The organism is Streptomyces sp. NPDC102402, assembly GCF_044765765.1.
Classification (GTDB): domain Bacteria; phylum Actinomycetota; class Actinomycetes; order Streptomycetales; family Streptomycetaceae; genus Streptomyces.
The window spans coordinates 421,224-442,236 of record NZ_JBIWKR010000003.1 but is presented as its reverse complement, the minus strand read 5'-3'; the positions used below and the strand labels follow the sequence as shown (position 1 = coordinate 442,236).

Below are 21,013 nucleotides of genomic sequence, written 5' to 3'. Positions count from 1 at the left end.
GGCGTCTACGCCTCGCGGGAGCCCGCGTACATGTCGTCGATCAGACCCTTGTACTCACGCTCGACGACCGGCCGCTTCAGCTTGAGGCTGGGGGTCAGCTCGCCGTGCTCGATGTCCAGGTCGCGCGGGAGCAGCCGGAACTTCTTGATGGTCTGCCAGCGCTGGAGACCCTCGTTGAGCCGCTTCACATAGCCCTCGATGAGCTCCACGGTCTGCGGGGAGGCGACCACGTCGGCGTACGGCTTGCCCCCCAGGCCGTTCTCCTGCGCCCAGCCGAGGATGGTCGGCTCGTCGAGCGCGATGAGGGCGGTGCAGAAGTTACGGTCCGCGCCGTGCACCAGGATGTTGGAGACGAACGGGCACACGGCCTTGAACTGGCCCTCGACCTCCGCCGGGGCGATGTACTTGCCGCCCGACGTCTTGATCAGGTCCTTCTTGCGGTCGGTGATCCGCAGGTAGCCGTCCTGGGAGAGTTCGCCGATGTCGCCGGTGTGGAACCAGCCGTCGGACTCCAGGACCTCGGCGGTCTTCTCGGGAAGCCGGTGGTAGCCCTCCATCAGACCCGGACCGCGCAGCAGGATCTCGCCGTCGTCCGCGATGCGGACCTCGGTGCCGGGGAGCGGCTTGCCGACGGTGCCGGTGCGGTAGGCCTCGCCCGGGTTGACGAAGGAGGCGGCACTGGACTCGGTGAGTCCGTAGCCCTCCAGGATGTGGATGCCCGCGCCGGCGAAGAAGAGGCCGATGTCGGGGGCGAGCGCGGCGGAGCCGGAGATGCAGGCGCGGAGCTGGCCGCCGAAGGCCTCCCGGATCTTGGCGAAGACGAGGGCGTCGGCGACCTTGTGCTTGGCTCCGAGGGCGAAGGGGACGGAGGCCTTGCCGGTGCGGCGGAAGTTGTCCTGCGACACCTTCGCGTACTCGCGGGCGACGTCCGCCGCCCACTGGAAGATCTTGTACTTGGCCCCGCCACCGGCCCGCGCCTTGGCCGCGACCCCGTTGTAGACCTTCTCGAAGATGCGGGGGACGGCCGCCATGTACGTCGGCCGCACCACCGGGAGGTTCTCGATGATCTTGTCGACGCGGCCGTCGACCGCGGTGACGTGACCGACCTCGATCTGGCCCGACGTGAGGACCTTGCCGAAGACGTGGGCGAGCGGCAGCCAGAGGTACTGGATGTCGTCGGAGTTGATCATCCCGGTGGAGACGGTCGCCTTGGCCATGTACGACCAGTTGTCGTGCGGCAGCCGCACGCCCTTGGGGCGGCCGGTGGTACCCGACGTGTAGATCAGGGTCGCCAGCTGGTCCGCGGTGATGGCGGAGACCCGCTCGGTGATCGCGTCCGGGTTCTTCGCCAGGTATTCGGCGCCCCGGGCCTCGAGGTCGGCGAGCGTGAGGACCCACCCCTCGGGGTCACCCTCCGCCGGCCCGGCGCCGGCCGGGTCGATGACGACGACATGGGCCAGGTCCGGCAGCGAGGCCCGGCTCTCGCGGGCCTTCGCCAGCTGTGCCGCGTCCTCGGCGATCAGGACGCGGCTGTCGGAGTCGGCCAGGATGAAGGCGGACTCCTCGGTGTTCGTCGACGGGTAGACCGTCGTCGTCGCGGCGCCCGCGCACATCACGCCGAGGTCGGCGAGGATCCACTCGACGCGGGTGGAGGAGGCGAGCGCGACACGCTCCTCCGGCCGGACGCCCAGGCCGATCAGACCGGCTGCGATGGCGTTGACCCGCTCGGCGGCCTGCGCCCAGGTCAGCGACTTCCATTCGTCCGGGCCCTGCCCCGAGGCGGCCGGCACGGGGAAGCGGTAGGCCTCTCCGTCCGGGGTGGCCGCCACGCGGTCGATGAAGAGAGTCGCCACGGAGGGCGGTCGGCTATCGATCAAGGTCTGTGTGTCGCTCACGACGTCCTCCGGGCCTGCGGCATTGCTACGACCGGCTTATGGGTGCTGCTGCTTGTATGTCCTGCTTCTCGTTCCCGCCCGGCCTGCTTGTTTAACTGGCGAGTAACTAACGGGTGGTGATCAGAGTAGAGCGCGCGGGACCGTCACGTAAGAGGCAACAGGCAGCCGCTTGATAACGAACCGGGCCCCCGCACCGCGGATGTCCGCGGCACAGGGGCCAGTTGGGCTACTCCTGGGTACGCCCGAAAACGTACGGCCGGGCGGGCCCGTGTCCGGTCCGGGCCGGCTACTTCTTGCCCTTGGCCTCGCCCGCCGACTCGTCGGTCGACAGCACGGAGATGAACGCGTCCTGCGGCACCTCCACGTTGCCGACCATCTTCATCCGCTTCTTGCCTTCCTTCTGCTTCTCCAGCAGCTTCCGCTTACGGGAGATGTCACCGCCGTAGCACTTGGCGAGGACGTCCTTGCGGATGGCGCGGACGGTCTCACGGGCGATGACCCGGGAGCCGATGGCCGCCTGGATCGGCACCTCGAAGTTCTGCCGGGGGATGAGCTTCTGCAGCTTGGCGACGAGGCGGACACCGTACGCGTACGCCTTGTCCTTGTGCGTCACCGCGGAGAACGCGTCGACCTTGTCGCCGTGCAGCAGGATGTCGACCTTGACGAGCTGGGCGGACTGCTCGCCCGTGGGCTCGTAGTCGAGCGAGGCGTAACCGCGGGTCTTGGACTTCAGCTGGTCGAAGAAGTCGAAGACGATCTCCGCGAGCGGCAGGGTGTAGCGGATCTCGACCCGGTCCTCGGAGAGGTAGTCCATGCCGAGCAGGGTGCCGCGCCGGTTCTGGCAGAGCTCCATGATCGCGCCGATGAACTCGCTGGGGGCCAGGACCGTGGCCCTGACGACCGGCTCGTGCACCTTGTCGATCTTGCCCTCGGGGAACTCGCTCGGGTTGGTGACCGTGTGCTCCGAGCCGTCCTCCATCTCCACCCGGTAGACCACGTTGGGGGCGGTGGCGATGAGCTCCAGACCGAACTCCCGCTCCAGGCGCTCACGGATGACGTCGAGGTGCAGCAGGCCGAGGAAGCCCACGCGGAAACCGAAACCGAGCGCGGCCGAGGTCTCCGGCTCGTACACCAGGGCGGCGTCGTTGAGCTGGAGCTTGTCGAGTGCCTCGCGCAGGTCCGGGTAGTCGGATCCGTCCAGGGGGTAGAGCCCCGAGAACACCATCGGCTTGGGGTCCTTGTAGCCGCCCAGCGCCTCGGTCGCACCCTTGTTCAGGGAGGTGATGGTGTCACCGACCTTGGACTGCCGGACGTCCTTCACACCGGTGATGATGTAGCCGACCTCGCCCACGCCGATACCGTCGGCCGGGGTCATCTCCGGGGAGGAGACACCGATCTCCAGCAGCTCGTGGGTGGCGCCCGTCGACATCATCCGGATGCGCTCACGCTTGTTCAGCTGGCCGTCCACGACCCTGACGTAGGTGACGACACCGCGGTAGGCGTCGTAGACGGAGTCGAAGATCATCGCGCGGGCGGGGGCGTCGGCCTGGCCGACCGGGGCCGGAACGTCGCGGACGACCCGGTCGAGCAGCGCGTCCACGCCGACGCCGGTCTTCGCGGAGACCTTGAGCACGTCCTCGGGCTGGCAGCCGATGAGGTTGGCCAGCTCCTCGGAGAACTTCTCCGGCTGCGCGGCGGGCAGGTCGATCTTGTTGAGCACCGGGACGATGGTGAGGTCGTTCTCCATCGCCAGGTAGAGGTTGGCCAGCGTCTGCGCCTCGATGCCCTGGGCCGCGTCGACCAGCAGGACGGTGCCCTCGCACGCCGCCAGGGAGCGGGAGACCTCGTAGGTGAAGTCCACGTGGCCGGGGGTGTCGATCATGTTGAGGATGTGGGTCGCGCCCTTGTCCTCACCCACGGTGGGCGCCCAGGGCAGACGGACCGCCTGGGACTTGATGGTGATGCCGCGCTCGCGCTCGATGTCCATCCGGTCGAGATACTGGGCGCGCATCTGCCGCTGGTCGACCACTCCCGTCAGCTGGAGCATCCGGTCGGCAAGAGTCGACTTGCCGTGGTCGATGTGCGCGATGATGCAGAAATTGCGGATCAGCGCCGGGTCGGTACGGCTCGGCTCGGGCACGTTGGTAGGAGTCGCGGGCACGCAGGGTCCTGATTCTTGAGACGCCGGACGCCGTGTCTCGGGTCGATGTCGGGTCGGACGGATCGATACGTAGCCTCCATCGTCCCACGCCTGCGGGACAGGGACCGGTTTGGGCCGCTCCGAGGGTGACTGCTACCGTGGGCAGCTGTGCCTCGTGGCCCTCAGAAGCGACGTGGCGCACATAGAAGATCCAACGAACCTGAAAAGGCTCTTTCGTGGCGAACATCAAGTCCCAGATCAAGCGGAACAAGACGAACGAGAAGGCGCGCCTGCGCAACAAGGCCGTCAAGTCCTCGCTCAAGACCTCGATCCGCAAGGCCCGTGAGGCTGCCGCTGCCGGTGACGTCGAGAAGGCCACTGTGGCCGTCCGTGACGCGTCCCGCCAGCTCGACAAGGCTGTCTCGAAGGGTGTCATCCACAAGAACGCCGCCGCCAACAAGAAGTCGGCGCTGGCGCTCAAGGTTGCCGCCCTCCAGGGCTGAGCTACTGATGTGATCGCCGGTACGGACCCAGCGGGCCCTCTCTCCCGCTCCTGACCGGCACCCCGCGCCGCACACCGAACCTGCGTTCGCCACGCGGGTGCGGCGCACCCGAGCGTGAACCGAAGGCCCCGGCCGACGTCCTCCCCAGGACGACGGCCGGGGCCTTCGGGCGTGCCGGTGGCCGCCGGGACGGTGCGGCGCCGCGTCAGCGACCGCCGGGGAGCCTGCCACCGTGCCGACCGCCGGGGGGCCTGCCACCGAGCCGCGTCAGCGACCGCCGGGACGTGCCACCGTGCCGCGTCAGCGACCGCCGGGACGTGCGGCGCGGGCGACGGCGACCACGGCCTTCTCCAGTGCGTACTCCGGGTCGTCCCCGCCGCCCTTGACGCCCGCGTCGGCCGCCGCGACCGCGATCAGCGCCGCCGCGACCCCGTCCGGCGTCCATCCGCGCATCTGCTGACGGACCCGGTCGATCTTCCAGGGCGGCATGCCGAGCTCACGGGCCAGGTCCGCGGGACGTCCGCCCCGGGCCGAGGAGAGCTTGCCGATGGCCCTGACGCCCTGCGCCAGGGCGCTGGTGATCAGGACGGGCGCGACACCGGTGGACAGCGACCACCGCAGCGCTTCCAGGGCCTCCGCGGCCCGGCCCTCGACCGCCCGGTCGGCGACGGTGAAGGAGGATGCCTCCGCCCGGCCGGTGTAGTAGCGGCCGACGACGGCTTCGTCGATGGTGCCCTCGACGTCCGCGACCAGCTGCGAGACCGCGCTCGCCAGCTCCCTCAGGTCGCTGCCGATGGAGTCCACCAGCGCCTGGCACGCCTCCGGGGTCGCGGAACGCCCGAGCGCCCGGAACTCCGACCGCACGAAGGACAGCCGCTCGGCCGGCTTGGTGGTCTTGGGACACGCCACCTCACGCGCCCCAGCCTTCCGCACGGCGTCCAGAAGGCCCTTGCCCTTGGCTCCGCCCGCGTGCAGGAGCACGAGCGTGATCTCCTCGGCGGGGGCGCCCAGGTATGCCTTGACGTCCTTGACGGTGTCGGCGGAGAGGTCGTGCGCGTTACGCACGATCACCACCTTGCGCTCCGCGAAGAGCGAGGGGCTGGTGAGCTCCGCGAGCGTGCCGGGCTGCAGCTGGTCCGGAGTGAGGTCGCGCACGTCGGTGTCGGCGTCGGAGGCGCGGGCCGCGGCCACCACGTGCTGTACGGCACGGTCCAGGAGCAGGTCTTCCTGGCCCACGGCGAGCGTGACGGGGGCGAGCGGATCGTCGGTGGAACTGCGTCTGGTGGCCATCGCCGTCCAGCATCCCACGCGCCTGCGACAACCCCGCCGGGCAGCCGCCCCGGCGTACCCACGGCCTCCGGCGGTGCCGGAGAATGAACGGGTGAGCGATGTGAGACATGTACTGGTGCTGCCCGACCGGGACGCCGCGGAGGAGGTCGCAGCGGAACTGCACGACCGGTTCGGCGTCACCGAGGAGCCGCAGCTGGTCCGGGACGCCCTGGCCGGCGAGGACGACGCCGAGGACGCCCAGTGGCTGGTGGTGGTCGAGGACCCGGCCGCACGGCTGGACTCCACGGCACTCGACGCGTTCGCCGCGGAGTACGAGGGCTGGCTCGAGACTCCGTAGGGGCGAGCCGCACGCCGGGGTGCGGCTCGTCGGGTCCGCAGGGCCCTGCGGAGGGTGCGCAGGACCCGTGCGCCGTGCGGCGCTACGCCGGGCTGCCGCCGCCCTGGGACGCTGCCGGGCTGCCGCCGCCCTGAGGCGCTGGCCGGAGGCGCCGGGTCCGCGGGGCGGTACGCCGGGGTGTCAGCCCTTGGGGATGATCTGGATGTCCATCTCGATCTTGATACTCGGCCCGACCACGGCGATGCCGCGGGCCAGCATCGTCTGCCAGGTGAGCGTGAAGTCCTCACGGTGCAGCTCCGTGGTCGCCCGGCAGGCGGCCCTGGTCTCGCCCTCCAGGCCGTTGCCCAGACCGAGGTACCGGGCGTCCAGCGTGACGGTACGGCTCACACCGTGCAGGGTGAGCGCTCCGGTGACACCCCATCGCGTGCCGCCGCGGTGGACGAAACGCTCGCTGTAGAACTCGAGAGTCGGATAGCGCTCGACGTCGAGGAAGTCACCGGACCGCAGGTGGTCGTCGCGCATCCGGACGTTCGTGTCGATCGACGAGGCGTCGATGACGACGTGCATGGCGGAGTCCTCCATGCGATCGGCGATCCTCACGGCACCCGCGAAGGTGTTGAACCTGCCGTGGATCCGGGCCATCCCGATGTGACGTGCCGTGAAGCCGATCTGGGTGTGTGACGGCTCGATCTCCCAGTCGCCGGGATCGGGCAGTTGCGGAGGCTGGGCAGCCTGGAGCGAGACGTCCCCGAGAATCGCGTGCTCCCCTTCGGCCACGGTGACCGAGCCGTGGAAAGGAGTGAAACCCTCGGCCGTGACACCCAGACGGTATTCGCCCGCCGGCACTGTGGCGACCACGTTCCCGAACGGATCCGTCTCCCCGCCGACCACCTTGCGGCCCGCACTGTCGGTGACGACGTAATCGGCCTGATGCACCGGCTCGGTGACCGGGCCCAGAATCCGGCAGCTCAGCATTCCGGCGTTACGTGGCATGGGGCGAACCGCGGTGCCGTCGGCCTGTGCGGTGCCGGACTTCGCTCTGCTGCCTAGCCAACGGCCGAACATGTGCGTACTCCCCAGGGGCGGTTCTCACCTCGGGCCCTGGAAGCCGGACGTCGTTGTCGGAACAGTGGCCCGCCGACGAATACGCATTCGATCATCATTGCGATGTTCGAGGCAAACGCCGCAGCTCAGAGGGGTTGTACCGAACTGTGGCCAGCTGTGGGCCGTTGTACACAGGTAGGGCCTGAGGTCCGGATTGCGCGCGATTCCTGCCGCTGTGCGCGGCCCGTACCTGTCACGCGGTCAGGGGAGCCCGCACCGAGGGCGTGTGGGTGAGGGAGATCCCGAAGTGGTCGCGGTAGGCGGCGAGTACCTCGGCGTCGCCGCTCAGCTCCGTCCCGTGCCGCTCGCCCCGCACGGTGGTGATCAGGGTGCGGGACCTGAGCGTCACCCGGCCGTCCCCCGTGTTCCTGGAGCAGACGAGGGAACGGGTGAAGTGAGAGTCCGGCGAGGTGCGGTGGTACCAGGAGCCGGCACGGAAGTCCTCCAGCACCCGCGGGCGCGGATCCAGGCGGAACTGCTCCGAACCGTCGCGCAGCAGGTCGAGGTCTCCCTGCGGTGCCTCGCGGAAACGGAACCTGCCGCAGGGATCCTCCTGTTCGGTGCGGGAGCCGAGGTCCAGCGGGTGCAGCGCATGGTCGCCGAACCCGACGTCGACGAGCCACGGGCCCGTACCGTCCGAGGTCTCCACGCGCAGAGCGATGTGGTCGTACGGGACACCGAGGCGACCGCCGTCGCCGAAGACCCGCGCCTGGAGCGGAGTCACTCGGAATCCGAGGCTGCGCAGCAGCGCGGCGAAGGCTCCGTTGAGTTCGTAGCAGAAGCCGCCGCGGCGCTTCGTCACGACCTTGTCGACGAGCTTCTCCTCCTCCAGCACGATGTCCTCGCCGAGGTGGATCGAGAGGTTCTCGAAAGGAACGGTCCTGAGGTGGCGGAGCTGCAGCTCGCGCAGGGCCGCGGCGTCGTCTCGGGCGGGGCGGGCGGCGCCGATGCGTTCCAGGTAGGCGTCCGTCCGGGCTGGGGTGAGCGGGTGCGCCGACTGCGGGAGTTCCTCGTTCATGGCTGCAGTCTGTCGCGGCGCGCCGGGCGATGCCATGAGTCCGTGGCCCTAGGACCGCCGACGGATGTGGTGTCGGGTGCCGATGGCCGGTGTGCGGGCCGTGAGGGAGCGAGAGCCGGCACGCGGCTCCGAACCGCGCGAGCAGGACGTGCCGGTGCTCAGGACGTGCCGGTGCTGGTGCGGCAGCGGTGCGCGGCACCCGGCGCGGCTAGGGTTCACGAGCGGCCTGCCGCACGCAGTCCCGCGCCGGCGCCCGTCATCGCGATCGCACCGTGGATGTCGGTCCGCAGGACCTTCGCTCCCGTCGCCTCGAGTGCTTCGAGCGTACGGGCCGCCGGGTGGCCGTACGGATTGTCCGTGCCGCAACTGATCAGGGCGAACCTCGGGCGGGCGCTGCGCAGGAGCGCCGTGTCCTGGTGAGCCGAGCCATGGTGCGCGACCTTGAGCACATCCACCCTGGGCAGTGCGGGATGACTGCGCAACACCCCTCGCTGGGAAGGTGGTTCGAGATCCCCGAGGAGGAGCAGGGTCATCCCTCCGGAGCGTACGAGGAGTGTGACGCTCGAGTCGTTGGGCTCTTCCGTCACAGCGGCCGGTGCCGCTCCCCCGACGCCGGCAGCGGGCCAGAGCACCTGCCAGTCGACCGGGCCCGAACGGCGCCGCTCCCCCGGTACGGCCCGGACCACCGGGACGTGCGCCGCCATGGCCGTTCTCTTCACGAACGCTGCTTGCTCCGGCGGTTCGTCGAGGTTCGTCGTCTGGACGGCACCCACCTCGCGCCCTCGCAGCACACCCGGCAGCCCTCGTACGTGGTCGGCGTGGAAGTGGGTCAACAGCAGGAGCGGAACACGGGTGATACCGAGGTCGCGCAGACACCGGTCCACGAGTCGGGGTTCAGGGCCGGTGTCCACGACCACTCCCGTACCGTCCCCCGCGGCCAGCACCATGGCGTCTCCCTGCCCCACGTCGCAGAGGGCGAAGACCCAGCCAGGCGGGGGCCACCCTGTCATGAGGCGGCTGAGGGGCACCGGTCTCAGCACGGCGAGCACCAGCAGGAGCGCGGCGGCGGAGCACAGCCAGGGGTGACGGGCCAGACGGCGGGCCGACAGCACCAGCAGCGCCGTGACGCCGGCCAGGAGGGCCGCTCCGCGCCATCCACCCGGCCAGTCCACCTCCGCCCCAGGAAGGGCGGCCCCGGTGCGGGCGACGGACGCGATCCATCCGACGGGCCAGCCGGCGGCCTCGGCGAGCAGCCTCGCCACAGGCATGGACACGGGTGCCACCGCGAGAGCGGCGAACCCCAGCACCGTGGCGGGCGCCACCGCGAACTCCGCGAGCAGGTTGCAGGGGACCGCGACCAGGCTCACGCGCGACGCCAGGACCACGACCACGGGCGCGCAGACCGCCTGCGCGGCTCCGGCGGCGGCGAGCATCTCCGCGCCGCGTGCCGGTACCCCGCGCCGTTGAAGAGCATCGCTCCACCTCGGGGCCAGGGTGAGCAGCGCCCCGGTGGCGAGGACGGACAGCAGGAAGCCGTAGCTGCGGGCCAGCCACGGGTCGTACAGCACCAGCAGCAGAACGGCCATGGCCAGTGCGGGGATCAGTGACCGGCGTCGGCCCGTCCCGATGGCGAGCAGGGTGATCAGGCCACAGGCAGCCGCACGCAGAACGCTCGGCTCGGGGCGGCAGACGATCACGAAGGCGAGCGCGATCCCTCCGCCGGTCAGAGCGGTCACTCGAAGAGAGATGCCCAGTCTGGGCGCCAGCCCCCGGCGTTCGCTGCGCGAAGCCGTGCCCGGCGGGCCGATGAGGAGGAACAGGAGGATCGACAGGTTCGCACCCGACACTGCGAGCAGGTGGGTGAGGTCGGTCGCCTTGAAGGCGTCGTGCAGATCGGGCGGAACCCTTGAGGTGTCGCCGACGACCAGCCCTGGCAGGAGCGCCCGCGCATCGGCGTCGAGCCCGTCGGTGGCCTCCCTGAGGCCGGCCCGCAGGCGCCCTGCGGTGCGCTGCGGAAGAGTGGGTTCCGAAAGGACCCGCGGTGGGGCGTCCGCGTCGGTGCCGAGAACAGCGGCGATCCGCTCCCCCTCGTGACGCGGTGGCGTGAGGCGGCCGCTGATACGGAGGCTCGTCGAGGGCAGCAGCCGCCGCCACCGCGCCGACGCCTCCCCCGGGGCGACCATGACCAGGACAGGGGTGCGGAGCCTGGTCACCGTGCCGTCGGGGGCGGTCAGCCGGTCGACCTCGGCATCTACGAGCAGGGACACGGGTGTGCTGTGGTCGCCCCGTACCCGTGGCCGGGTCTGCCGGGGATCGGACGTGACCGTCACGTCCGCCTCCACCCGCGCGTACGCCGCGGCCAGGCCGGGGACGGGCCCGCTGCGGGCATCCGCCCCATGGAGGCCTGCGGCGGCCGCCCCCGCCGCAGCGCAGAGCAGCGCCCCGGCAGCGACCGTGGTGCGGGCGCCGGCACGCGCCGCGGTCGTGGTGCGGGCGCCGACACGCGCCGCGGACCTCGTGCGCCCCGGTGCCCCGGCCCGAGGCCCCGCCCGCCCTGCCGGCGGCCCTGCACCCCGCCCCGTCCCGGCCAGGGGTGCTGCTCGTGGCGCGGCCCGGGACAGGGCGGCGAGGACCAGACCTGCGCATACGCAGAGCACGGCCCCGGCCGCCACCCAGCCGCCCGGCGCATCCAGGGCCAGGGCTGCCGCAGCCCAGCACGCCAGGGCCGGAGCTACCAGCCTGAGATCGGCCGGAGCTTCCTGGCGGGGGTCGGCGGCGCCCAGCCGCCGACCCGAATCCGAGTGCACGTCAGGGACGCTCATGGCCTGACCAACGGCCGCAGGTCGGCGAACCGGCGGTCGCCGATGCCGTTGACCTCACGGAGTTCGTCGACCGAGCGGTAACCCCCGTGCTCGGTGCGGTAGTCGATGATGTGCTGGGCGAGCACCGGCCCCACCCCGGGCAGGGTCTCGAGCTGCTCGACCGTGGCCGTGCCGAGGCTCAACGGCACCACCGGACCGGTCTGCCCCACCGCGGCTCCGCCGCCCACCGCCGGTCCGCCCCTGGGTGGCGGAGCGGCGGGCATTCCCACAGCCACCTGCTCACCGTCCGTCAGAACACGCGCGCGGTTGAGCGTGCTGACATCCGCACCTTCACGGACACCTCCCGCGGCACGCAGGGCGTCCTCGACACGGGAGCCGGCCGGCAGGTGCTGGATTCCCGGCCTCCGCACCTTGCCACTCACGTCGACGACGATCCGCCCGCCGGACGCGGCACCTGCCTGCGGTCCGGCGGTGGGACCGGGCGTGAGGCCGGGCATCTGATCGGGGGCGGCTCCAGGAACATCCGCCTGGACCGCGGCGGCCTCCGCGACCCGGTCGGGCGCGCGTACGGGCTCGGGCCGGGCCGACCAGAAGTGTGCCGTCGCGAGGACCGCGCCCCCGATCAGGACGACGGCGAGCGCGGCGAGCGCGCGTGGTTCCATGCCGCACCGCAGCTGCACCCACAGGGGTAGCCGGTCGCGCAGAGCGGGCAGTGCCTCTCTCCACCACCGGGGCCCCTCGGTGGCGCCGCCGGGCATTCCGCGGCTCGGCGGGAGCGCCGGCCCGGCCTGCGGTGCCGGTGCGGAGCTCACGTCGGGTGCTGTACGCACCGGCGGAGTCAGAGCCCAGGACGGCGTCGCGCGGGAGTCCTTGGAACGGTCCCGCACCGCAGCGGGCCGTGCCGTCCCGCCGCCCCTCGCCGCCGCAGCCGTGGTCGCGGACGTGGCCGTGGCCGTGGCCCTTGGCGGACGGGCGGGCGTGGCAGCCGCCATGGTCCCCGCCGCGACGCCCGCCGGAGCCACAGGCGCCGGCCGCTCGCCGGTCAGGAGCGCCTCAGCCCTGAGCCTGGCAGCCGCCGCGACCTCGGCAGTTGGCGCGCGCCCGGTACGCCGCCTGCGCACGTGCCGGGCGGCGGTTGCCGCCCCGGGCGAGGTACCGGCCGCTCCGCCCGGCCGGACACCGGGCCTCCGCCGGGCGTACCCGGCGGTTCCGGCCCCGCGCGACAGACGATGCGCGCCGCGGTGCGAGGCCCTCCGCGTGGGCGGATCCATCGCCGCGTGCGCGGGTAGATCCGCGAGACGGAACGCCGGCGCATCCGCGAGCCGGGGTACGGACGGACCCGGAAGCCGGGGTACGGGCGCATCCGCGAGCCGGGGTGCGGGCCGGTCCGTCGCATCGCTGGTCAGATTCTGCCGGCCGGTAGCGCGGCTCGCCGGGGGAAGTGATCGGGAGGTCATGCCTCACGACGCTAGACAGGTCTGCGAAAATCCGCCGAGACAGGCTATTTCCGGTGGATAACCCAGCAGTTGTGGATATCCACATCACCCGCCTGAGTGCAGTTCAGCGGGGCGAGACCACCACGCCCAGCAGCCCCGGACCGGTGTGCGCCCCGATCACCGCGCCCACCTCGCTCACATGCAGATCGACGAGCCCCGGAACTCGGCCACGCAGCCGTTCCGCCAGCCGCTCGGCACCGTCCGGAGCGGCCAGATGATGGACGGCGATGTCCACGGCACCCGCACCGGCCTGCGCGGCCACGATCTCCTCGAGCCGTGCGATCGCCTTGGACGCCGTCCGCACCTTCTCCAGCATCTCGATGCGGCCGCCGTCGAGTTGGAGCAGCGGCTTCACGGCCAGGGCCGATCCGAGCAGCGCCTGGGCGGCACCGATGCGCCCGCCCCTGCGCAGATAGTCCAGCGTGTCGACGTAGAAGAACGCCGACGTGCCCTCCGCCCGCTTCTCCGCCGCCGCGACCGCCTCGTCCAGCCCGCCGCCCCCTTCGGCGGCCTCGGCCGCCGCGAGCGCGCAGAATCCCAGGGCCATGGCGACCATGCCGGTGTCGACCACCCGCACCGGCACCGGCGCGTCCTTCGCCGCGAGGACGGCGGCGTCGTACGTCCCGGAGAACTCGGCCGACAGGTGGAGGGAGACGATGCCGTCGGCACCTTCTTCGGCCACGGCGCGATAGGCGGCGGCGAAGACTTCCGGGCTGGGCCGCGACGTGGTGACGGAGCGGCGCTTCTGCAGGGCCAGCGCCAACGACCGCGCCGAGATCTCGGTGCCCTCTTCCAGAGCCTGATCACCCAGGACCACGGTCAGCGGCACCGCGGTGATGCCGTGCTGTTCCATCGTCTGGGGCGGCAGGTAGGCCGTTGAATCGGTGACGATCGCGACATGGCGGGACATGAGCCGGAGGTTACCTTCCGCGGTGGGTGCGCGGCAGCCCGGGACCGGCCTGCTGATCATTTCCGTACGGTCCGGCGTCCGTCCTTGACGCACCTGGGACTGTCCGCCGTGCTTCGGGGCGTGTGCGCGCCCCTCCTCTGTCGGTCCCGGCCGTAGCCCGCCTCTCCGCACACCGGCCGGCGTCTTCGCCGCCGTTGTACGTCAGTTCGTGGTCTCGGGCTTGGCGGACTTCTGCCACGGATAGCCCCCGCGCAGCCGCGGGTCCGGGGGCGTGAGCGACGGGGCTTGCTCCTGGTCGGTCGGCCCGCTCCAGCCGTGTCCGGCCGAGCCACTCGGTGCCGCCTGCTCCTCGGTCGTCCAGTGGCGCAGTGCCCCGGCCTCCAGGTCGATCTGCGCGTTGAGCGCGGCCAGATCGTCGTCGGCGAACTGCCTCGCCCGGTCGCGCGCCGCCCAGCGCAGCGATTCCGCCGAGTGTGTGATGCGCTCCGTCCGCTCCCGCAGCCCGGGCATCAGCGAGGCCACCGTCGCGCGGTCCGGCTCGCGTTCCAGGCGTTTCAGGTCGTCGTCGAGCTCGCGGCCGTGTGCACTCAGTCGCTGGAAGAGCCCCAGCGACTCCGAGAGGGAGGCGTCCTCCGCGGCCCTGGCTTCCAGCACGTCCTGAGTGGCACGCATCGACGTACGCAGTGCGAGCCGCAGCTGCGCGAGCTCCCCCGGTACGCCCGGCTGCCCGTAGCTCTTGGCCCGCAGGGCGGTGTCCTCCACGGATCGGCGGGCCTGCGTGATCGTCCGGTCCACACCGCGCTTGGCCGCGCGGACCGCCTTGACGCCGGCGTACACCCCGAGCGCCACGAACGCGACGAACAGCAGCGTCAGGATCAGGATCGCGGCTTCCATGAACGCCCCTCGGTTGTCGGATCGGCTGCCCGTGTGCGGTCGCCCCTTCTACCGTAAACGGAACGGGCAGGCCGAGGGTTCCATCGGAACCCCCAACCTGCCCGTAGGGGAAAGCCCTGGCGCGTCGGCCGGATCACCGGACCGTCGGGGTGCCGGGTCACCGGACCGCCGGACCGCCGGACCGCCGGACCGCCGGGGTGCCGGATCACCGGACCGCCGGACCGCCGGACCGCCGGGGTGCCGGATCACCGGACCGCCGGGGTGCCGTTACGCGGGAACGATGTTGACCAGCTTCGGCGCGCGCACGATCACCTTGCGGATCCCGGCCCCGCCCAGTGCGGCGACGACGTTCGCGTCGGCCAGGGCCAGCGCCTCCAGTTCCTCGTCCGAGATCGACGGGGAGATCTCCAGGCGCGCCCTGACCTTGCCCTTGATCTGCACCACGCAGGTCACGGTCTCGTCCACGACGTACGCGGGGTCGGCGGCCGGGAAGTCCTGGTGCACCACGGACTCGGTGTGGCCCAGCCTGCGCCACAGCTCCTCCGCCACGTGCGGCGCCAGCGGGGCGATCAGCAGCACCAGCCGCTCGGCCACGGACCGGGACAGCGGACCGCCCGCCTTCGTCAGGTGGTTGTTCAGCTCGGTCACCTTGGCGATGGCCGTGTTGAACCGCATCCCGGCCATGTCCTGGCCGACACCGTCGATGGCCTTGTGCAGCGCCCGCAGCGTGTCCTCGTCGGGCTCGGTGTCCACGACGGTGACCTCACCGGACTCCTCGTCGACGACGTTTCGCCACAGCCGCTGCAGCAGCCTGTACTGGCCGACCACGGCCCGGGTGTCCCACGGGCGGGAGACGTCCAGCGGCCCCATGGCCATCTCGTACAGCCGCAGGGTGTCTGCCCCGTACTCGCCGCAGATCTCGTCGGGCGTCACGGCGTTCTTCAGGGACTTGCCCATCTTGCCCAGGACCCGGCTGACCTTCTCGCCACCGTGGTAGTACGCCCCGTCGCGCTCCTCGACCTCTGCCGCCGGTACCGCGATGCCGCGGCTGTCCCGGTAGACGAAGGCCTGGATCATGCCCTGGTTGTACAGCTTGTGGAACGGCTCGGCGGACGAGATGTGCCCCAGGTCGTGCAGCACCTTGGACCAGAAGCGGGCGTACAGCAGGTGCAGGACCGCGTGCTCGGCACCGCCGACGTACAGGTCGACACCGCCGGTCGGCTGCCCCTCGCGCGGCCCCATCCAGTACTGCTCGATCGCCGGGTCGACCAGCCGCTGGTCGTTGTTCGGGTCCAGGTAACGCAGCTCGTACCAGCAGGAACCCGCCCAGTTCGGCATGGTGTTGGTCTCGCGGCGGTACTTTCGCGGGCCGGCGCCGTCTCCCAGGTCCAGGGTGACGTTGACCCAGTCGGCGTTCCGGGACAGCGGGGTCTCGGGCTGGGTGTCGGCGTCCTCCGGGTCGAAGGTCCGCGGCGAGTAGTCCTCGACCTCGGGCAGCTCCAGCGGCAGCATCGACTCGGGCAGCGGGTGGGCGATTCCCTCCTCGTCGTAGACGATCGGGAAGGGCTCGCCCCAGTACCGCTGACGGCTGAACAGCCAGTCGCGCAGACGGAAGTTGACGGTGCCCTCGCCGACGCCGTGCTCCTGCAGCCACTCGGTGATCTTCGCCTTGGCCTCGACGACGCCCAGGCCGTCCAGCGAGATCTCGTCGTTGGCGGAGTTGACCAGCTTCGCCTCGTACGAGGCGAAGGCGTCCTCCCACGTCGACGCGTCCGTACCTCGGTCGTCCGACGGCTCGACGACACAGCGCATCGGCAGTTCGAAGGCGCGCGCGAACGCGAAGTCGCGCGCGTCGTGCGCCGGTACGGCCATGATCGCGCCGGTGCCGTAGCCCATCAGCACGTAGTCGGCGATGAAGACGGGGATCTTCTGGCCGCTGACCGGGTTGGTCGCGTAGGCACCGGTGAAGACACCGGTCTTGTCCTTGGCCTCGGCCTGCCGCTCCACGTCGGACTTGGCCGCGGCCTGCTTGCGGTACGCGGTGACGGCCTCGGCGGGGTTCGCGTGGCCGCCGGTCCACACGGGGTGGGTGCCCTCGGGCCAGGCTGCGGGGATGATCCGCTCGACCAGCTCGTGCTCGGGCGCCAGCACCATGTAGGTGGCACCGAACAGGGTGTCCTGCCGGGTGGTGAAGACGGTGATGTCGCCGGCTCCGTCGACCGGGAAGTCGACGCGCGCACCCTCGGAACGGCCGATCCAGTTGCGCTGCTGCAGCTTGATGGCCTCGGGCCAGTCCAGCCCGTCCAGGTCGTCCAGCAGGCGGTCCGCATAGGCGGTGATGCGCATGTTCCACTGGCGCAGCTTGGCCTTGAAGACCGGGAAGTTGCCCCGCTCGGAGCGGCCGTCCGCCGTCACCTCTTCGTTGGCCAGCACGGTGCCCAGACCCGGCGACCAGTTGACGGGCGCGTCCGAGGCGTACGCCAGGCGGTACTGCCCCAGGATGTCGGCACGGTCTGCGGCGTTCAGCGCGCTCCACTCACGGCCGCCGGGAACCGGGCGCTCACCGCTCTCGAACTGGGCGACCAGCTCGGCGATCGGGCGGGCCCGGTCGGCCTCCGTGTCGTACCAGGAATTGAAGATCTGCAGGAAGATCCACTGGGTCCACTTGTAGTAGTCCGCGTCGATCGTCGCGAAGGAGCGGCGCTTGTCGTGGCCCAGGCCCAGCCGGCGCAGCTGGATCTTCATGTTCTCCATGTTGGCCTCGGTGGAGGCCCGCGGGTGTGTGCCCGTCTGCACGGCGTACTGCTCGGCCGGCAGGCCGAAGGCGTCGAAACCCAGGGTGTGCAGGACGTTGTGCCCGGTCATCCGCTGGTGGCGGGCGTAGACGTCGGTGGCGATGTAGCCCAGCGGGTGGCCGACGTGCAGTCCCGCACCCGAGGGGTACGGGAACATGTCCATGATGAACTTCTTGGGCTTGGCGGCCAGCCCCGTGCCGTCCGCCAGGTCGCCGCTCGGGTTCGGCGCCTCGTACGTCCCCTCAGCGTCCCAGAAGTCCTGCCAGCGTGCCTCGATGTCGGCGGCCATCGCTGCCGTGTAGCGGTGCGGCGCGGCCACCTCGGCCGCGGTGTTCGTCTCGCTCATGATCCTCAAAGCTCCATCGATCGTCATCTGCCGGCGCCCACGTCTACGGACACACGTCTACGGAAACGAAAAATCCCCTCGCACAGGAGGGGACGCCGCGCCGAGTCCGACCAGGCGTTCTCACCGGTCGGGAATGATCAGCGCGGCTCGCTAAGCAGAAGGCGTACGGCACGCATGGCGTCAGGGTACCGCACGGGCCCGGCGCCCGGCCCGGCACATACGCGTGCGGAAGGACCCCCGGGCCCCCTCGCGACAGGACCGGAAGGCACATCATCCGCGCGAATCTTCCACACGACCTGCACACTCCGGGGGTTACTCCGCGTACTGCCCTCTATCGGGGCAACAACTCAAACCCCGTACCGGTCGGTAGACGGCGACCTAGCATGCGGCAACGGGACCGCTTTGCCGAGCCATTCGGAGTCGCCCCCCATGAAGCCTCATCGCAGGATCCGTTCGTCCCCCGGTCCGACCCCCGGCCAAGGAATGAGCCGCCCGCTCCAGGGCGGGCTGACCGTCGCGGCACTGGTTCTCATCCCTCTGATCGCCGTCGCGGGCAGCGACGGAACGCGTGCCGCGTTCGACTTCACCACCGGCGTCCTCACGCTGGTCTCCCTCACCGCGGCAGTCGCCTGGGGCCTCCTGGCCACCGACCGGGTGTTCCTCTCCACCCGTCAGCGCCTGGTCTGCCAGGGCATCCACCGCGCCGCCGCCGTCACCTCGCTCGGCTTCCTCCTGCTGCACGGCACGGTGAAGGTCGCCCTGGGCCACGTCGGTCTGCTCGGTGCCCTCATACCGTTCGGCACGGGCGTGAGCGGCACCGCGGGCCTCATCGGGTTCGGCTCACTGGCCGGACTGCTGATGATCACCGCCGCGGCGACCGGTGCCATGCGCAGTGCCTTCGCCACCCCGGGCAGGATCGCCGGCCGCTGGCGCGCTCTGCACGCACTTGCCTACCCGGCCTGGTGCTTCGCGCTGGTGCACGGACTGTACGCCGGGCGCCCGCCCGCGACCTGGGTCGTCGTGATGTACATGCTCTGCCTGGCAGCGGTGGCCGGCGTGCTCGGACTGCGCCTGCTGCCCGACCCGGCCAAACGTCTGCTCACCAGCCTCGTCGCCGGTCTGATCGGCACGGACGCGCCGCCGTCCGCGTCGGACCCGGTCATACGCCCCTCCCCGCCCCCCAGCCCGGAACACGCGCCTCCGCCGCCCGGCCGGGGCCTGCCACCCGACGCGCCCGGCTGGGGCGACGACGACCGCGGAATACGCGGCACCCCGGTCCGCCCACGGACGCTGACCGCCCCGGTGACACCCGCGCCCCCCGCGTACGAGCCGCCGGACCACGCGTACGAGCCGCCGGACCGCGGGGCGCAGCCGTACCGCCGGCCGGCGTACGGACCCCCGCCGTACGCACCCCCGCCGTACGAGCCCCCGCCGCGCGGTTCCGACCGTCTCGCTCCGGGCCCCGCACCGGCACCGAGTCCCCGGGCCGGGATCTCCGCGGCGTACCGAGCCGTCGTCCGCCCGGCCGCGCGGCCGGCGGAGGCGTCGGACGGCCGCTGGCCCACCCCGTCCCCCGCGCCTCCCGCGCAGTCGCTCAGGCCGGCGTACCCCCCGCCCCCGCCCTACGCCTCCACCCCGTCCTCCGACCAGGAGACCGAACAGCTCCCGGGGCCGCTCTATCCCCCCTCGGCGGGAGAGCCCTGGCACGCACCAGCAGGAGACCGACCGTGAACGTCCCCCTCCCCGATGTGCCCGAGGTCCGTGTCGTCGGCCTGCCCCAGCTGACCACCGGGTTCGACCTCGTGGACCGGCTCGGCCTCGCGATGCACCTGAAGGTGCACGGCCCCCTGGAACCGATGACGGGCGAGCGGCTGGCCGAACTGGCCGAGTCCGTCTCCCTGCGGGGCCGCGGAGGTGCGGGATTCCCCTTCGGCAAGAAGCTGCGCGCGGTCGCCAAGGCCTCCATACGACGAGGGGTGCGGCCCGTCGTCGTGATCAACGGCAGCGAGGGCGAGCCCGCCTGCCGCAAGGACACCGTGCTGCTCAACCGCGCCCCGCACCTCATCCTCGACGGCGCCCTGCTCGCCGCGGAGGCGCTCGGCGCCCGCACTCTCGTCGTGGCCGTCACGCGCAACTCCACGGAGATCTCCGTGCGCACCGCCCTGGCCGAGCGCGGTCTCTCCGACCGCCGCGGCCAGCATCTGCGCGCCAGGGTGGTGCGTACACCTGAGCGCATGGTCTCCGGGGAGGCCTCCGCGGTGATCCGGGCGGTGAACGGCGGTCCCGCCCTGCCACCGGGCCGCCGCGAACGCGCCGCGGAGTCCGGCGTGGCCGGTGCCCCGACCCTCCTGTCGAACGCGGAGACCTACGCACAGCTCGCCGTCGCCGCACGGCTGGGCTCACGCCGCTACGGCCACACCGGCCTGCCCGACGAGCCCGGCACCGTCCTGCTCACCGTCTCCGGGGCCGTGGCACGCCCGATGGTGATCGAGGTGCCCACCGGCGTGCCCCTGCGCTACGTCCTGCAGCTGGCCGGCGCCCCGCCGCTGCCCCAAGGCGTCCTCACCGGCGGCTACCACGGCAACTGGATCGACGCGATCGCCTCGCACGACGCCGTGGTCTCCAGGGCCTCCTTGGCCGCGGCGGGCGGCGCACTCGGCGCCGGTGCCATCCTGCCGATCGGGCCGGAGACCTGCCCGATCGGTGAGTCCCTGAGGATCGCGAACTGGCTGGCCGCCGAGACCGCGGGCCAGTGCGGGCCGTGCAAGCTGGGGCTGCCGGCCGCCGCGGGCGGCCTCTCCGACGTACTGAACGGGGGCGGTCCCGCCGCTCTGGAAGCACTCCGCGAGGTGACCCAGGCCGTGAAGGGCCGCGGGGCGTGCAAACACCCGGACGGATCCGCCCGCTTCCTGTCATCCACCCTCTCGGCGTTCACCGACGACCTCGCCGCGCATGTGCTCGACGGCGGCTGCGGACGCGAAACGCTCGGGGTGCTGCCTCTGCCCTCCCCCGGCTACGAGGACCTGGAGGAGTCCATCCCGAGCGGCGAGAAGCTGGCGGTCGACTGGACGCTCTGCCAGGGGCACGGCCTCTGCGCGGACATCGTTCCCGAACTGATCAGACTGGGGCCCGACGGCTATCCGGCGCTCGCGGACGCCGCCGTCCCCGTGCACCTGCGGGGCCGGGCCCAGCGTGCCGTACGGCGTTGCCCCGCACTGGCCCTCCGCATCGAGCGGGCGCCTGCCGAGCGCCCCGCGCTCCCCGGCACCCAGCGCAGGGCCCTGGGCAGCGGACGCGGCTGACCGCACACCGCCGGGACAGGCGGACCCGTACAGGGGCGGGTACGACGAGAAGCGGGGGGGGGGGGGGGGGGGGGCGGCGGGGGGGGGGGGGGGGGTAAGAGTAATATAAAAAGAACAAACGAGAAGACAAACCAGCCGGCACACAACAAGAATAAAAACAC

General features: G+C 71.6%; 14 protein-coding genes. 4 read left to right on the top strand and 10 right to left on the bottom strand.

Features of this window, described 5'->3' with window-relative positions; all coding sequences use genetic code 11:
* Nucleotides 1–5 precede the first annotated feature (5 nt).
* Entirely contained in the window at nt 6–1,895 is a 1,890-nt protein-coding gene (locus tag ACIRJR_RS11415) for an AMP-dependent synthetase/ligase (protein ID WP_403777404.1), read from the bottom strand.
* Between the two features lie 286 nt (nt 1,896–2,181).
* Complete coding sequence (lepA, locus tag ACIRJR_RS11410; RefSeq protein WP_403777401.1) at nt 2,182–4,056, bottom strand: translation elongation factor 4; 1,875 nt, start codon at nt 4,054–4,056, stop codon at nt 2,182–2,184.
* Between the two features lie 215 nt (nt 4,057–4,271).
* Here lepA and rpsT point away from each other — a divergent pair, with 215 nt between their 5' ends.
* Nucleotides 4,272–4,538 carry a 30S ribosomal protein S20 gene (gene rpsT, locus ACIRJR_RS11405; protein ID WP_014156344.1) on the top strand — a complete coding sequence of 89 codons (267 nt, stop codon included), beginning with the start codon at nt 4,272–4,274 and terminating at the stop codon, nt 4,536–4,538.
* A gap of 300 nt (nt 4,539–4,838) precedes the next feature.
* On the opposite strand, the gene holA is transcribed toward rpsT, so the two are convergent.
* Nucleotides 4,839–5,828, bottom strand: coding sequence for a DNA polymerase III subunit delta (gene holA, locus ACIRJR_RS11400; RefSeq protein WP_403777398.1), 990 nt, complete (start codon nt 5,826–5,828; stop codon nt 4,839–4,841).
* Between the two features lie 91 nt (nt 5,829–5,919).
* On the opposite strand from holA, the gene ACIRJR_RS11395 reads away from it, so the two are divergent.
* Complete coding sequence (locus ACIRJR_RS11395) at nt 5,920–6,165, top strand: hypothetical protein (protein WP_403777395.1); 246 nt, start codon at nt 5,920–5,922, stop codon at nt 6,163–6,165.
* A gap of 180 nt (nt 6,166–6,345) precedes the next feature.
* On the opposite strand, the gene ACIRJR_RS11390 is transcribed toward ACIRJR_RS11395, so the two are convergent.
* From ACIRJR_RS11390 to leuS, 7 genes are all read right to left on the bottom strand, one after another.
* Nucleotides 6,346–7,230 (bottom strand): YceI family protein, encoded by an 885-nt coding sequence (locus tag ACIRJR_RS11390; protein WP_403777392.1) that lies wholly within the window; start codon nt 7,228–7,230, stop codon nt 6,346–6,348.
* A gap of 232 nt (nt 7,231–7,462) precedes the next feature.
* Entirely contained in the window at nt 7,463–8,287 is an 825-nt protein-coding gene (locus ACIRJR_RS11385; RefSeq protein WP_403777389.1) for an arylamine N-acetyltransferase, read from the bottom strand.
* A 215-nt stretch (nt 8,288–8,502) separates the two neighbouring features.
* Entirely contained in the window at nt 8,503–11,109 is a 2,607-nt protein-coding gene (locus ACIRJR_RS11380) for a ComEC/Rec2 family competence protein (RefSeq protein ID WP_403777386.1), read from the bottom strand.
* Nucleotides 11,106–11,921 carry a helix-hairpin-helix domain-containing protein gene (locus ACIRJR_RS11375; protein WP_403777383.1) on the bottom strand — a complete coding sequence of 272 codons (816 nt, stop codon included), beginning with the start codon at nt 11,919–11,921 and terminating at the stop codon, nt 11,106–11,108. Before ACIRJR_RS11375 ends, ACIRJR_RS11380 begins: the two co-directional genes overlap by 4 nt.
* A 748-nt stretch (nt 11,922–12,669) precedes the next feature.
* Nucleotides 12,670–13,515, bottom strand: a complete 846-nt coding sequence (locus tag ACIRJR_RS11370; RefSeq protein WP_403777380.1) for a DegV family protein — start codon at nt 13,513–13,515, stop codon at nt 12,670–12,672.
* A 201-nt stretch (nt 13,516–13,716) separates the two neighbouring features.
* Entirely contained in the window at nt 13,717–14,409 is a 693-nt protein-coding gene (locus ACIRJR_RS11365; protein ID WP_403777377.1) for a hypothetical protein, read from the bottom strand.
* Between the two features lie 267 nt (nt 14,410–14,676).
* Nucleotides 14,677–17,550 carry a leucine--tRNA ligase gene (gene leuS, locus ACIRJR_RS11360; RefSeq protein WP_403777374.1) on the bottom strand — a complete coding sequence of 958 codons (2,874 nt, stop codon included), beginning with the start codon at nt 17,548–17,550 and terminating at the stop codon, nt 14,677–14,679.
* A gap of 483 nt (nt 17,551–18,033) precedes the next feature.
* Between leuS and ACIRJR_RS11355 the strand changes: the two genes are divergently transcribed.
* A complete protein-coding gene (locus ACIRJR_RS11355; protein ID WP_403777371.1) occupies nt 18,034–19,281 on the top strand; it encodes a hypothetical protein in 1,248 nt (415 codons plus the stop codon).
* The gene (locus ACIRJR_RS11350) at nt 19,278–20,852 is read left to right on the top strand and encodes an NADH-ubiquinone oxidoreductase-F iron-sulfur binding region domain-containing protein (RefSeq protein ID WP_403777368.1); all 1,575 of its coding nucleotides are present in this window, start codon (nt 19,278–19,280) and stop codon (nt 20,850–20,852) included. Before ACIRJR_RS11355 ends, ACIRJR_RS11350 begins: the two co-directional genes overlap by 4 nt.
* Nucleotides 20,853–21,013 lie beyond the last annotated feature (161 nt).

What these genes read in the sequence shown, in the direction of transcription:
- ACIRJR_RS11365 (WP_403777377.1), bottom strand. Translation starts at nt 14,409, where the DNA reads ATGGAAGCCGCGATCCTGATCCTGACGCTGCTGTTCGTCGCGTTCGTG.
- ACIRJR_RS11385 (WP_403777389.1), bottom strand. Translation starts at nt 8,287, where the DNA reads ATGAACGAGGAACTCCCGCAGTCGGCGCACCCGCTCACCCCAGCCCGG.
- ACIRJR_RS11390 (WP_403777392.1), bottom strand. Translation starts at nt 7,230, where the DNA reads ATGTTCGGCCGTTGGCTAGGCAGCAGAGCGAAGTCCGGCACCGCACAG.
- ACIRJR_RS11355 (WP_403777371.1), top strand. Translation starts at nt 18,034, where the DNA reads ATGAGCCGCCCGCTCCAGGGCGGGCTGACCGTCGCGGCACTGGTTCTC.
- leuS (WP_403777374.1), bottom strand. Translation starts at nt 17,550, where the DNA reads ATGAGCGAGACGAACACCGCGGCCGAGGTGGCCGCGCCGCACCGCTAC.
- ACIRJR_RS11380 (WP_403777386.1), bottom strand. Translation starts at nt 11,109, where the DNA reads ATGAGCGTCCCTGACGTGCACTCGGATTCGGGTCGGCGGCTGGGCGCC.
- ACIRJR_RS11370 (WP_403777380.1), bottom strand. Translation starts at nt 13,515, where the DNA reads ATGTCCCGCCATGTCGCGATCGTCACCGATTCAACGGCCTACCTGCCG.
- holA (WP_403777398.1), bottom strand. Translation starts at nt 5,828, where the DNA reads ATGGCCACCAGACGCAGTTCCACCGACGATCCGCTCGCCCCCGTCACG.